The 13,831-nt window shown below is 69.3% G+C and carries 11 protein-coding genes; 7 read left to right on the top strand and 4 right to left on the bottom strand.

Translation table 11 applies throughout. The features are described from left to right. Window positions 1–74: 74 nt before the first annotated feature. From StrepF001_RS33725 to StrepF001_RS33715, 3 genes are all read left to right on the top strand, one after another. A complete protein-coding gene (locus tag StrepF001_RS33725; protein WP_129801979.1) occupies window positions 75–1,061 on the top strand; it encodes a glycosyltransferase family 2 protein in 987 nt (328 codons plus the stop codon). Continuing rightward, window positions 1,061–2,392, top strand: coding sequence for an alpha-2,8-polysialyltransferase family protein (locus tag StrepF001_RS33720; protein WP_129801978.1), 1,332 nt, complete (start codon window positions 1,061–1,063; stop codon window positions 2,390–2,392). The genes StrepF001_RS33725 and StrepF001_RS33720 overlap by 1 nt, the downstream gene beginning before the upstream one ends. Before the next feature lie 190 nt (window positions 2,393–2,582). Continuing rightward, on the top strand, window positions 2,583–3,578 hold the full coding sequence (locus StrepF001_RS33715; RefSeq protein WP_129801977.1) for a hypothetical protein: 996 nt from the start codon (window positions 2,583–2,585) through the stop codon (window positions 3,576–3,578). Between the two features lie 75 nt (window positions 3,579–3,653). Here StrepF001_RS33715 and StrepF001_RS33710 read toward each other — a convergent pair whose 3' ends face one another. After that, entirely contained in the window at window positions 3,654–5,990 is a 2,337-nt protein-coding gene (locus tag StrepF001_RS33710) for a glycosyltransferase (RefSeq protein ID WP_129801976.1), read from the bottom strand. Then, complete coding sequence (locus tag StrepF001_RS33705; RefSeq protein ID WP_129801975.1) at window positions 5,987–7,495, bottom strand: tetratricopeptide repeat protein; 1,509 nt, start codon at window positions 7,493–7,495, stop codon at window positions 5,987–5,989. The genes StrepF001_RS33710 and StrepF001_RS33705 overlap by 4 nt, the downstream gene beginning before the upstream one ends. Before the next feature lie 287 nt (window positions 7,496–7,782). On the opposite strand from StrepF001_RS33705, the gene StrepF001_RS33700 reads away from it, so the two are divergent. From StrepF001_RS33700 to StrepF001_RS33695, 3 genes are all read left to right on the top strand, one after another. Then, complete coding sequence (locus StrepF001_RS33700; protein WP_129801974.1) at window positions 7,783–8,949, top strand: acyltransferase; 1,167 nt, start codon at window positions 7,783–7,785, stop codon at window positions 8,947–8,949. 55 nt (window positions 8,950–9,004) lie between these two features. Further along, window positions 9,005–9,148 carry a hypothetical protein gene (locus StrepF001_RS45865; protein WP_165396437.1) on the top strand — a complete coding sequence of 48 codons (144 nt, stop codon included), beginning with the start codon at window positions 9,005–9,007 and terminating at the stop codon, window positions 9,146–9,148. A 140-nt stretch (window positions 9,149–9,288) separates the two neighbouring features. After that, a complete protein-coding gene (locus StrepF001_RS33695) occupies window positions 9,289–10,236 on the top strand; it encodes a class I SAM-dependent methyltransferase (RefSeq protein ID WP_129801973.1) in 948 nt (315 codons plus the stop codon). A gap of 168 nt (window positions 10,237–10,404) precedes the next feature. On the opposite strand, the gene leuE is transcribed toward StrepF001_RS33695, so the two are convergent. Further along, entirely contained in the window at window positions 10,405–11,052 is a 648-nt protein-coding gene (leuE, locus tag StrepF001_RS33690) for a leucine efflux protein LeuE (protein ID WP_129801972.1), read from the bottom strand. Window positions 11,053–11,145: 93 nt separating this feature from the next. Further along, the gene (locus StrepF001_RS33685) at window positions 11,146–12,726 is read right to left on the bottom strand and encodes a methylmalonyl-CoA mutase family protein (RefSeq protein ID WP_165396440.1); all 1,581 of its coding nucleotides are present in this window, start codon (window positions 12,724–12,726) and stop codon (window positions 11,146–11,148) included. Between the two features lie 139 nt (window positions 12,727–12,865). Between StrepF001_RS33685 and StrepF001_RS33680 the strand changes: the two genes are divergently transcribed. Next, window positions 12,866–13,726: a L,D-transpeptidase family protein gene (locus StrepF001_RS33680; protein WP_129801970.1), complete on the top strand. Its 861-nt coding sequence runs from the start codon at window positions 12,866–12,868 to the stop codon at window positions 13,724–13,726. Window positions 13,727–13,831 lie beyond the last annotated feature (105 nt).

The raw sequence follows: 13,831 nt of genomic DNA, 5'->3' as shown, positions 1-13,831 counted from the left end.
CCGACACATTGAGTTCACCCTCAGTACCCTCACCGGAAAGTTCCACAGCGGGGCCGCCTCCTAGGCTTTCGCAGGTGCCAAAGCTTTCCGTGATCGTGCCGTTCTACAACGTGCAGCAATACGCCCCCGACAACCTGAGAAGCCTTCGCGCCAACGCCAGGCCGGACTTCGAGTTCATCCTGGTCGATGACAAATCGAAGGACGAAACGCCGGCCATTCTCGAACGCGCGGCCGACGAACTCTCCGCGGTCGCTCAGGTGCGCTATATCCGCAGAGAGGAAAACGGAGGGCTGGCCACCGCTCGCAATACCGGCCTCGATGCCGCGACCGGCGAGTACATCACCTTCCTGGACGGTGACGACTGGCTGGCCCCGGGCTACTACACCGAGCTGGTGGCGGCCATCGAGGAGCTGGGCTGCGACTTCGTGCGCACCGACCATGTGCAGGCCACCGCCCGCGCCCGCAGCGTGACCCGTGCGCCCGTCGGGCGGCGGTACGAGGTGATGAACCCCCGCGACCACATCCTGCCCGCCCACCGCACGACCTCCGTGGACTACGCCTACGCCTGGGCGGGCGCCTTCCACCGCCGCCTGCTGGACAAGGGCGTCCTGCACTTCACCGACGGGCTGCGCACGGCCGAGGACCGGCCGTGGATCTGGAAGCTGCACCGCGAGGCGGAGTCCTTCGCCGTGCTGAACCTGCTCGGCGTGTTCTACCGGCGCGGCGTCACCGGTTCCCTCACGCAGATCGGTGACGTCCGCCAGCTCGACTTCATCCGCGCCTTCGACCAGGTCGTCGAGGAGACGGCGGCGGACCGTGACGCCGACGTGCTGCTGCCCAAGGCGGTGCGCACCTACTGCGCGATCATCGCCCACCACCTGTCGGAGATCGACAAGTTCGAACCGGCCGTGGCCAAGCAGCTGCGGATCATGAGCGCGGCGGCGATAAAGCGCATGCCGCAGGACGCGCTCGGCGACGTACTCGACACCATGGACCTGCGCCGCGCCTCCAAGCTGCGGCGGCTGCGGCGCCGGGTCACCACAGCGAAGGCGGCTGCCTGATGTCCCGTACCACCCAGATCTTCTGCGTCTCGACGCTGTACGGCGCCGCGACCCTGGCCGCCGCCATCGACTCGGACTGCTTCGCCGAGGCGGACCGCCGGGTGCTGCTGGTGTTCAACAACTCGGCGACGCCGGAGACCACCCCGGCCGTCGACGAGATGCCGGGCTTCGACACGCTGCGCGACCACTTCGACGACGTCCTGTCGTACAACGAGGCGATCCGGCCCTTCCACCCCGGTGCCTGGGCGCCGCGCCCCGACGACCTGCCGCTGTTCGAGCGCTATCTGCGGCTGCTGTGGGGGCTGGGCGACGACCGGGTGGAGCTGGTCATGGAGTCCATCCAGGTCAACCCGGCGCTCGGGCTGGCCCAGATCTTCACCGGCGCCCCCCTCGTCGTCTACGCCGACGGGCTGATGAGCTACGGCCCCACCCGCAACAAGATCGACCCGCTGGTCGGCACCCGGGTGCGGCGACTGCTGCACCTGGACCTGGTGCCGGGGCTCACGCCGCTGCTGCTCACCGAGTTCGACGTGCCGGCGCAGATGGTGCCGACGGACGCCTTCCTGAAGGTGATGAGCGGCCTCACGGACACCGCCGGGGAGCTGCCCCTGCTGCCGGACAGCGCGGCGCTGCTGCTCGGCCAGTACCTGTCCGCGCTGAACATCCTCTCCCCGGCCGAGGAGGAGGACCTGCATGTGCGGATGATGCGGGGGGCGGTGGCCCGCGGGCACCGCTCCATCGTGTTCAAGCCGCACCCCACCGCGCCGGCCCGCTACAGCCGCGCCCTGGAGAGCGAGGCCGAGAAGCTCGGCGTCGACCTCACCGTGCTGGACACGCCGGTGCTCGCGGAGGTGCTGTTCGCCAAGGCGCGGCCCGCGCTGGTCGTCGGCTGCTTCTCGACCGCGCTGTTCACCGCGTCCGCGTTCTACGACCTGCCGGTCGCCCGCATCGGCACCACGCCGCTGCTGGACCGGCTCACCCCCTACCAGAACAGCAACCGCCTCCCGGTCACCCTGGCCGACGCGCTGCTGCCGGACCTGGAGAACGGCAAGGGCGAGGAGACGGTCGCGGACGAGCTGCTGACCGGTCTGGTCGAGGCGGTCGGCTTCACCATGCAGCCGCAGATCAAGGCGGACCTGAGGCCCGCAGCGGAACGCTTCCTCTCCCAGCACCTCGGGCCGCGCACCCAGCGCTACTTCAAGAAGCGCCGGCTCACCTCGCAGGGGCTGCCGGGCGGTATCCCGGAGCGGCTGTCGTTCCTGCCCCGCAACTCCGCGGCACGCCGGGTGGTACGGCAGGCCCGGGCGCTGAAGAAGGCTGTACGCCGCTGAGGTCCGGGCGCGGCGGGTGGCCCACCCGCCGCGCCCAGACGGTCACCAGGTTTCCCTTGTTCCCCGCGCTTCGGCGAAGAGCAGATGAACAGCCGGGAACAATCGAACAGGTCGGTCGTGAAGGTGCCTACGATCACGCAATCGCGCACCAGGTTTTCAGAACAACCTCAACCGATCCGTGAGGCCCCCTATGACGAACCTCGGCCGACTCTACTCTCTCTTCGACGATGTCCAGCTCCCGGACAACCTGCCCTACACACAGGTGAGTACGTGGGAGCTGAAGTTCCTCTACCTGCTGGGCCGACATCACCTCACGGGCGAGGACCGACTGGTCGAGCTGGGTTCCGGCGGCGGCGGCTCGACGTACGCGCTGGCCATGGGGCTGCACGAGAGCCCGGTGTTCGACGAGAAGACGGGACGGCTGCACGCCTACGACTTCTTCCGGGTCGGCAAGGGGACCTTCGCCACGGAGAAGTTCTTCGACGCGGGCAAGGCACCCGAGGGCGACAACTCCTTCCTGAACGAGTTCCGCCAGCGGCTGGAGCCGTTCCTGCCCTTCCTGGAGATCCACGCCGGTGACCTCTGGCAGACCTCCGACCCGGACGACCGCACGCCCGTCGAGTTCCTGCACATCGACATAGCCAAGACGGCCCGCGTGTTCAAGTGTGTGTCCGAGCGGTTCCTGACCCGGCTGCGGCCCGGATCGGTCGTCCTGCACCAGGACTTCGCGGGACCGCGCCTGCCCTGGCTGCACTACAGCACGGGCGCCCTGCTGCCGTACATCGAGATCGCCGGCCCGCCGATCCGCTCCACCCTCGCCTTCGAGGTCGTCAAGCCTATTCCCGAGGACGTGCTGACCGCCATCAGCGAGGACAGCTTCAGCTACGACAAGAAGCTGGAACTGATCTCCGCGGTGCAGGAGCGCATCGACCGCGACCACACCGGCGGCATCCCGTTCAAGTCCGTGCTGGAGCTGGCCAAGGCGTACGTCGCCCACTACGACGGCAAGCACAAGCAGGCCTGGGCCATCGCCAGGCCGCTCACCTCGGACGAGTACCTCAGCCGCACCCGCGCCGACCACTTCGAGCAGCTGAAGAAGGCCTACGAGCAGGACCGCGGCCAGGCCGCCGGGCGCTCCCCGATGACCCGCATCAAGCGGCTGGTCCGCAGGGCGGTGCGCAGCTGAGCGAGGGGCCCGCTCGCATTGAAAAGGGCCGCCCGGCCGGGATGCATGTCCCGGCCGGGCGGCCCTTGTCGTGTGTCAGCCGCCCAGGATGGTGCGCAGCTCCGCTGCGTTCGCCTGGGTGATCTTCCACAGTTCCTGCTGCCGGCCGTGCACGTCGGCGACGGTCCGGTCATGGTCGGCGAGCAGGTCGCGGGAGCGCTCCACCAGCACGTCGGCGAGGTTGCGGTCGTGCACGGACACACCCCACTCGGGGCGCTCGATGTCCCGCAGGAAGTACGCCATCTTCGGGTGCGAGATCAGGCTGATGATGGGCGTGCCGCAGCCGAACGGGATCATGCCCGCGTGGCCGCGCATACCGATGACCAGCCTGGTCCTGGCGTACAGGTCGCGGATCTCGTCGTTCTCGAAGTCGTACATCGGGATGACCGGCATCGAGACGCCGTGCTCGCGGCGCAGGTCGAAGGCGAGCTTCTCGTCGTCGAGCGAGTGCGCCACGCACTGCACGTCGCCGAGGTTGCCGAGCTCCCTGACCGCCTTGGCCATCTGGGCCAGGAAGTAGCCGTAGTCGTGGCCGAAGCGCAGGCCCGCGCGGTCGTAGGCGGCGTTGATGAGGATGGTGTCGTCGCGCCTCGCCGGGTCCTGCCAGTTCGCGACGAGCTGGCGGGTGACCGTGGTCGGGCAGGGCTGGAAGCGCACCTTGTCGTGCAGATGGGCCGGGAGCATGGCCCGTACCTTCTCGATCGAGCCGTGGTTGCGCAGCCCGAAGAAGGCCGACTTCTCGACGAGCAGCCGCAGCGACTCCCGGAACCGCTGGGCGCGGTAGGACTGCCCGTCGAAGGCGTTGAAGCCGACGGCGTACACCGCGATCGGCACGTCGATGCGCTTCAGCAGCTCGTCCGGGACGTTCCACTGCCAGGCGCTGTTGCCGTTGGGCATGGTGTCCGGGATGAACAGGCCGCCGCCGCCGATGACCAGTCCGCGGCGGGCGTTGACGCGCTCCAGGGCCGCCTCGTCGAACAGGCGGTGGGCGTGCACCGAGTGCCAGCGGCGGCCGGTGGTGTCGGGGTCGAAGCCGAGGCGCACGCTCTCCGGGAGCAGCTTGTCGCCCGCGTTGCCCTGCCGGTCCATGTAGAAGGCGACGTGCGCGAGCTGCTCGGCGGGGCTGCCGGACTGCTGGGCGGGGACGCCGAGGGTGCGCTGCTGCCAGATGCGGCTGGCCCGGTGCGTGGGGTCGACGGTGAGGCCCTGGACGGCGTACTTCTGCGCGGTGGCGTCGTCGCCGTGCACCCAGGAGATCTGGGCGAGACGGGCGAAAGCGGTCGCGGCGCGGTTGGGTGCGGCGCTGGCCAGCAGCAGCTGGGCCCTGGCCTCCTCGTAGCGGGAGACGCTCATCAGGGCGTGGCCGTAGACCTCGTGCGGCCAGGCCTCGTCGATGGGGAGGTGGACGCGCTCCATGATGTCGACGGCGGCCTGGTAGTCACCCTTGGCGATGTGCGCGTGGGCGACGCGGCGGGCGGTGTCGACATGGCCGGTGCGCTCGACGTGCGGGGTGCCGAAGTGCACCAGCAGGTCGTGGTGCATGGTGCCGCCGCCGGTGAGGTAGGCGGCCTGCAGCTCGGCGTCGCTCATGTCGAACTCGGCCCAGCGTTCCTGGGCCTGCTCGTAGCCGGCCTCGCCGCCCTGCCAGGGCTTGTGGCGGCCGGTGAAGTGCAGGATGGCGGTGTCGTCGGGGACGGGGAGGTCGCCGGACAGCCGCCGCTTCACAAAGTTGTACTTCGCGTCGAGGCGGACGAACTCGCCGTCGAGGACGGCGTTGAGGATGCCCTGGTCGTGTTTGTCGAGCTCGTAGGAGCCGCTGCGGCCGACCTGGTCGATCTTCGCGTAGAACTCGTCGCTCAGGTACTCCTTCTGAATGACGAGCAGGCCGCTGTTGAGCTTGTGCTGGCCGTAGAAGAACTGCGGTACGGCGGCGAGTCCCTCGCGCAGCGACAGGAGTTCGGCGAGCGAACCGAGGACGACCATGTCGGTGTCCAGGGTGATCACGGTGTCGTAGTCGCGGATCTTGAAGACGTCGAGGATGAAGTACGCCTTGCGGACCAGGTAGTTGTCCTGGTCGCCCTTGGCGTAGGAGTCGTAGTGGTCGGCGTCGACACGACGGAAGCTCACGCGCGGGTGCAGGGCGCGGATGCGGGCTACGGAGGACGGCTTGAGGTCGTCGTGCAGGACGATGAAGTCCTCGCACACGCCCGGGTTGGACAGGGCGAGGGAGCGCAGCAGGGCGAGGAAACCGGGCAGGTAGTTCTCGTCCACGAAGCTGGCGAAGGCGATACGGCGCTTGCCGGTCAGCGCGCGGGCATCGGTGGCCGGGGCCGCGGTGCGAGGCTCGGCGGCGGATATGTGGGTCGCGGTCATCGCAGGGAAATCCTCATGCCGGAGACGCTCTGGGCCCGTTCCATGACCCACGCCTTCTCGCTGGTGTATTCGTGAACGGAGGTGATGGGCATCTTCATCGCTGCGTCGATGCGGTAGGCACCGCTCTCGTAGAAGTCGAAGCCGATCAGGTCGAGGGTCGGGCTGACGTCGAGGAAGTCGAGCAGCCAGAGCATGTTGAAGCCGGAGGTCGGGATGGCGGGCCACACGTCGGCGCCCAGCTTGCCGATGTTGCGCACGGGCCAGCGCAGCGACTCGTCGCCCAGGTACGTCTGTGCGCCCGGCACCAGGCGATTGCGCAGGGACCACTTCCAGTCGCCGGAGACGCCGCCGAAGATCAGGCGGGTGTCGACCGGCTGGTCCCAGTTGAAGCCGTGCTTGTGGATGGAGACGTGGATGTCGGTCCGCTTGCCGGTGTGCACCGCGTCGATCTTGTACGAGTTGAAGCGTACGACCAGGTCGTAGGCGTCGATCTCGGCGCCCATCGAGCTCTCGCCGACCTTGCCGGAGTTGGCGATGAGGCAGATGGACTTGCCGGCGATCCTGTTGCGGAACTCGCCGAGACTGATCCACTGCAGGCCGCCGAACAGCGGGTCGGACAGCGGGCCGCGCATACGGTTGCGGCGCTGCTCGGCGAACAGGGCGATCGCCTCGGTGAGTTCGGGGGTGGGCCGCTGGTGGATGCCGGTGCACAGGTCCAGGTAGTGGCTGAGCGCCTCCTGGAACTCCTGCTCGGGGGCCTGAGCGCGGTCCATGGCCAGCAGCGCTCCCACGAGGCGGGCCTGGGCGGCGTCCCAGTCGCCGGCGGAGTGCGCCTCGAGCCCCTCGGCCCACACGTCGGTCGCCGGGCCTGCGGCGAAGGAGGCGGCGTCCGGGACGGTCCGCTCGAGCAGGGCGAGCAGCTCGCCGCGCCGCTCCTGCGCGATGCGCAGGCCGGCGACCTTGGCGCGGACGCCGAAGCCGTCCTCCTGAGTGAGGCTCAGGTAGCGGTCGAAGGCCTCGACGGCGGCGGCCGGGCGGCCCATCTCCTCGAGCAGTCGGCCGCGCAGCCGCCAGCCGGCGCGGGAGTTCTTGCGCTGGGTCAGCACGGTGTCGTTGATGAGCAGGGCGAGGTTCAGCTCGTCGTCGTAGCCGCAGTCCAGGGCCTTGTTGCCGACGGCGAGGAGTGCGTCGAGGAGTTCGTTGCTCAGCCCGCCGCCGCTGACGGCCTTGGCGCCGCGCCGGATCAGGCTGCCGGCACCACCCGTCGCGGCCGGCTGGGGCTGCTCCTGTGCGGCCCACAGGGCGAGCAGTTCGCGCAGCTTCTCGGCCAGCGCTGTGCGGTGCCGGTCGAGGCTGCCCACGAGCTTGCCGCTGTGGACGGCACAGGCACGCAGGCAGTCCTCCAGCTCGGCCGGGTTCACCTGTGCGGTCGGCGGCCCGGCGTCAGTGGCCGCCGATGCCGGGTCCCCTGTCCGGGGACGGGCCCATCTGCTGCGAACCGTCATGGTGCTCCTGCTCTGGATATGACGAAGCAGGCAAGGATCTGCCTGGGTAAACGTGGTGGATTGGAGAACAGTAAGAAACCAATACGACGACAAGGTGAACCGCTCGGGACCGGTGGGCAAATCGTGTTTCCGTCGAACGGAATTCCGTCGAACGACGTTTAAGGTGGCGGGCGGCGTCAAAGGGCGTTGACAGACACCTCCGGGGGTTATGACTGATACGGGCGTCTTGGGCAAGATGGGCGCCCGAACAGGCCTGCGGACAAACGAGGTAGCCGAGGTATACGAGCGTGACCGAGACGGTCGTCAGCACAGCGAAGCCCCGACCCGCTGCTCCCGCGCCGGAGAGACCGCGTCAGGCCGCGAGCGGCCGGCCGCGGACCAGAAGCTCCGGAGGCCGGCTGCGCGCCCTGGACGGGCTGCGGCTGCTGGCCGCGCTGATGGTCGCCCTCTATCACTACGGCGGCCGGGGCGGTGAGGTCACCCATGCGTGGGGATCGTCACCGAAGGTCCAGTTCCCGACGCTGCACTCGTGGTTCGCCTACGGCTGTCTCGGCGTCCAGATCTTCTTCGTGATCAGCGGCTTCGTGATCTGCATGAGCGGCTGGGGCCGTCCGCTGCGGTCGTTCTTCGCCTCCCGGGTCGCCCGGCTGATGCCCTCCTACTGGGTGGCCGTCATCCTGGTGACGGCCGTGTTCGCGCTGCCGGGCGTGGCCTACGAGGCGGTGACGCCGAGTGACGCGCTGGTGAACCTGACGCTGCTCCAGCAGCCGCTGGGCGCGGACCGGGTGCTAGGCGTGTGCTGGACGCTGTGGGTGGAGATCCGCTTCTACGCGCTGTTCGCCGTGTGCATCGTGCTGCCGGGCGCGAACCGCCGGCGGGTGGTGCTCCTGTGTGCCGTGTGGACCCTGCTCGCCGCCATCACCAAGGCCGCCGACCAGCCGTTCCTCGACCTGGTCGTGATGCCGGAGTACGCGCCGTTCTTCATCGGCGGCATGGGCATCTATCTGGTGTACCGCAACCGGCGGGACGTCACCGCGTGGGGCATCGTGGCGGTGAGCTGGCTGATCGGGCAGCACGAGGCGGTGGACAGCCTCTGGCACAGCCCCTACCCGGACCAGTTCTCCTACCGTTCCGCCTCGGTCATCATCCTGATCGTCACCTTCGGCTTCGTCGCGGTCCTGGCCGTCGCGCTGGGCTGGCTGAGCTGGGCCGACTGGCCCTGGCTGACGGTCGCGGGGGCCCTGACGTACCCCTTCTACCTGGTCCACGAGCACCTGGGCTGGCCGGTCATCGAGGTCCTCCACCAGGACCTCGCCCTGACGTCCTGGGCGACCCTGGCCGGCACGCTGGCGATCATGCTGACCCTGGCATGGCTTTTCAACCGGTATGTGGAGAAGTGGGCGACGCCGTTGCTGCGGCGGTCACTGACACAGGTCCAGGCACCGAAGGCCTGACACTGTCCGGCGCTCCCTGTCCCCACGGTCTGCGTTCCGGCGCACGAGGTGCGGGGTGCGCCAGACGTACGACACCGGCGTCTTCCTGGTCCGCCCCGACGGCTATGCGGGCTGGGCGGGTGAGACGGGCGTCGGACTGGTGGAGTACGCGGCACGGACCGGGGTAGCCGGGTGGCCACGGGCGTCGGTTACTCGATGAACGGGCACTGTCGGCGTACGGTACGTAGGGAATTGACCCGTTATTCACCTGTCGACTGGTTTGGGCAGGTTGGTCCCCCGGGCAGGCGCTGGGGCAGTCCCTGACCGCACCATTCGCACGAGGAAGGGCGTTCTCCTTCCATGACCACTGCACATGAGGCACCCCCGCGGCCCCGACGGCTCGACGATGTTCCAGGCTGGTTCCCCGTACTCGACCAGGTCCTCTTCAACTGGCTCCTGGACCGGCAGGAGGTCGCGGGAGTCCGCGGCGACCTGCTGGAAGTCGGGGTCTACATGGGCAAGAGCGCGATCTTCCTGGGGCGCCGTCCACAGGACGGCGAGCGGTACACGGTGTGCGACCTCTTCGAGGGCGACGCGCCGGACGACGCCAACCGCGCCGAGTCGACGAAGTCGTACAGCGCACTCACCCGCCAGGCCTTCGAGACCAACTACCTCTCCTTCCATGACGAACTGCCCCGCGTCCTGCAGGGCCCCAGCTCGATCGTGCCCTCCGAGGTCGAGCCCGGCTCATGCCGGTTCGTCCATGTCGACGGCTCACATCTCTACGAGCATGTGTACGACGACATCGGCGCCGCCCGCGATGTCCTGCTGCCCGACGGGATCGTCGTCCTGGACGACTTCCGCTCCGAGCACACGCCCGGCGTGTCCGTCGCCGTGTGGGAGGCCGTGCTCACGCGCGGGCTGCGGCCCATCTGTCTGAGCACGCAGAAGCTGTACGGCACCTGGGGCGATCCCGGGCCCGTGCAGGAGGAGTTGCTGGCGATGGTGCGCGGCCGGGACGACTGCGCGCTCAGCGTGCAGCACGCGGCCGGACACCGTCTCGTCCGGCTGAAGTCCAGGGGCATGAAGGCTCCCGGCTTCCCGCTCTCCCGCCACGCGGACGAGCCCGAGCCCGAACTCACTGTGGCCGAGCGGCCGGGGAAAGCGTCCGCGCCGGAGGCGACCCGGCCGGCCCGGCACCGGCACCGGCGCAGCCGCACCCGCCGCCTCGCGGTCGATCTGCTGCCGCCCGTCCTGACCCGCGCCATCGTCAACGCCCGCGCCGCCAGACAGTCACCGCGACGCTGACGCGACGGAGGAGACCCTGCCAGGCGGGCGTCGGCCAGGCCGTCGTCCGCTCAGCGGGCCGGGCGAAGTCGACTGCGGTTCGGCAGCGCCCTGAAGGGGCGCGGGGCTGTATCAATATGCGGCACCGCAGACGACCGACGGCACCTAGCTGCACCTTCAGCGAAGCGCCTACGCGCTCGCCAGCGACAGCTTCGCCGCGAAGCCGAGGAAGAGCACGCCCGCCGCCGAGGTCGCCCCCGCCGACAGGCGCCTGCGGCGGCGGAAGGCGGCGGCCAGCTTCGTGCCGCTGAATATGAGCGCGCTGAGGTAGAGGACGCTGGCGAGCTGGGCGAAGGTGCCGAGGACCACGAAGGACAGGGCGGGGTAGGCGTATCCCGGGTCGACGAACTGCACGAAGAAGGCGACGAAGAACAGGATCGCCTTGGGGTTGAACAGGCTGACGACCAGGGCACGGCGGTAGGGCCGCTCGTCGCCGACGGCGGCCGCGCCGTCGCCGGCGGACTGCTCCCGCCGGGTCCGCCACATTCCCCACGCGGCCCGCAGCATCCCTATCGCCAGCCAGGTCAGATACCCGGCACCGGCGTACTTCACGATGCCGAACAACACGGCGTTGGCCTGCAGAAGAGACGCCACTCCGGCAGCCGAGAGTGTCATCAACACGGTGTCCCCGCACCACACGCCGGCTGCGGCGGTGTATCCGGCCCGGACTCCTCGGCGGGCGGCCACGGAGAGGACGTACAGGGAGTTGGGGCCGGGCAGCAGGACGATCAGGACGAGTCCTGCGAGGTAGGTGGGCAGATCGATGACACCGAACATGAAAAGGAGTGTCGCACGGGGGTGTGACACTCCTCTTCCCCCGGCCCGGCCGGAGCCGCCTCGCGGGCACGTGGCCTACGCCTGTCGGGCCTCTCAGAACGCATCGCTCGGCACGTAAGTCCCCCAAACCCCCCGCAGCGCGTTGCACACCTCCCCCACCGTCGCCCGAGACCGCAGCGCCTCCTTCATGGGGTACAGGACGTTGTCCTTCCCCTCGGCCGCCTTCCTCAGCGCGTCCAGGGCCGAGTCCATCGCCGCCCGGTCCCGCTCGGCCCGTAGCTTCGCGAGCCGTTCCGCCTGCTGGGCCTCGATGGCCGGGTCCACGCGGAGTGGCTCGTACGGCTCCTCCTCGTCGAGCTGAAAGCGGTTGACGCCGACCACCACCCGCTCGCCGGAGTCCGTCTCCTGCGCGATCCGATACGCGTTGCGTTCGATCTCGCCCTTCTGGAAGCCGCGCTCGATCGCGGCGACCGCGCCACCGAATTCCTCGACCTTGCCCATCAGCTCCACCGCCGCCGCCTCGACCTCGTCTGTCATCCGCTCGATGGCGTACGAGCCCGCGAAGGGGTCGACCGTCGCCGTCACGTCCGTCTCGTACGCCAGCACCTGCTGCGTCCGCAGAGCGAGCCGCGCGCTCTTGTCGGTCGGCAGGGCGATCGCCTCGTCGAAGGAGTTGGTGTGCAGGGACTGTGTGCCGCCGAGCACCGCCGCCAGGGCCTGGACGGCGACACGGACCAGGTTCACCTCCGGCTGTTGGGCCGTCAGTTGAACGCCCGCTGTCTGTGTGTGGAAGCGCAGCATCAGCGACTTGGGGTTCTTCGCGCCGAACTCGTCCCGCATCACCCGCGCCCAGATCCGGCGCGCGGCACGGAACTTGGCGACCTCCTCCAGGATCGTCGTACGCGCGACGAAGAAGAAGGACAGGCGGGGGGCGAAGTCGTCCACGTCCATGCCCGCCGCGACCGCCGTGCGGACGTACTCGATGCCGTCCGCCAGCGTGAACGCGATCTCCTGCGCGGGCGAGGCACCCGCCTCGGCCATGTGGTAGCCGGAGATCGAGATCGTGTTCCACTTGGGGATCTCGGCCTTGCAGTACTTGAAGATGTCCGCGATCAGACGCAGGGAGGGCTTCGGCGGGAAGATGTACGTCCCGCGCGCGATGTACTCCTTCAGTACGTCGTTCTGGATCGTGCCGGTCAGCTGGTCCGCGCTGACCCCCTGCTCCTCCGCGACCAACTGGTACAGCAGCAGAAGCAGCGCCGCCGGGGCGTTGATCGTCATCGACGTCGACACCTTGTCCAGCGGGATCCCGCCGAACAGCACCCGCATGTCGTCGATCGAGTCGACGGCCACCCCCACCTTGCCGACCTCGCCGTGCGCGAGGGGCGCGTCGGAGTCGTGGCCCATCTGGGTCGGCAGGTCGAAGGCGACGGACAGGCCGGTCGTGCCGTGGGCGATCAGATCCCGGTAGCGGGCGTTGGACTCCGTCGCCGTACCGAAGCCCGCGTACTGACGCATCGTCCAGGGGCGGCCCGTGTACATCGTCGGGTACACGCCACGGGTGAAGGGATACGACCCCGGTTCGCCCAGCTTCTCGGCCGGGTCCCAGTTCTCCAGGGCGTCCGGTCCGTACACCGGCTCGATGGGCAGTCCGGACTCCGACTCGCGCGCCATGGTGTGCCTCCCGCCGAGCACCGACTCACTTCTTGTTCATAACGATGCCGCGCCGTTCGCAACCCGTCATGCGCGGGGAACATCTCAGGTGACGTCGGCGTCCTGGGGTGGGGCGGCCGTGAGACGACGGGGGGCTGTCATGCGTATTGCGGGCATCGGGAGAGCGATAGCCGCGCTGGCGGCGCTGGTGACGGTGTGCGGCTGCACCGCGCAGGCGGTGGACGCGGACGGAAAGCCCCGCGGGCCGGTGCACATCGACATCACCGGCACCAGGCCGGCGACGCCCACACCGTCCTCCCGGCCCACCGAAGACAAAGGCGAGGACCAGGACGACAGATCCAGCACTCCGTCCCCGCCCGCCGCGCCGCCGAAGGTCCTCTGGTCACCCGGTGACACGGGCCGGGACGTGCGTGAGCTGCAGGCGCGGCTGCGGCAGGTCGCCTGGCTGTTCGACGGGCCGACGGGGACGTACGACGACCTGACCGAGCAGGCCGTCCGGGGTTTCCAAGGAAAGCGCGGGCTGCCGCAGACGGGTGAGACCGACACGGTCACCTGGCAGCGGCTGCTGAAGATGACGCGCGAGCCGGGCCAGTGGGACCTGTATCTGATGGGCGGCCAGCCCGCCGACGCCCCGGATCCGCGCTGTCTGACCGGCCGGGTGCTGTGCATCAGCAAGTCGAGCCGCACCCTGCGCTGGATGATCGACGGGCGGACGGTCTCGACGATGCCGGTGCGCTTCGGATCGACGTACACACCCACCCGGGAGGGCGAGTTCCGGGTCTACTGGAAGTCCCGGCACCACCACTCCACGCTGTACGACTCGCCCATGCCGTACGCCATGTTCTTCAGCGGCGGACAGGCCGTGCACTACTCGTCCGACTTCGCCGCCCGGGGATATGCCGGAGCCTCGCACGGATGCGTCAACGTGCGGGACGAGGCGGCGATCGCGGATCTCTTCGCCCAGGTACGCAACGGCGACAAGGTCGTCGTGCACTGGTGAGGCGAGGGAGGGTTTCGGGGCGCGGGCGGGACCGGGGGAACGTGTCCCGCCCGCGCCGAGGTGCACGAGCCGTGGGTACGGGGGGAACCCCGGCTCAGTGCGACG

It is taken from the genome of Streptomyces sp. F001 (genome assembly GCF_004187715.1).
In the GTDB taxonomy this organism is placed as follows: Bacteria; Actinomycetota; Actinomycetes; order Streptomycetales; family Streptomycetaceae; genus Streptomyces; species Streptomyces flavusporus.
This window is presented reverse-complemented; position numbering and strand designations above follow the sequence as displayed.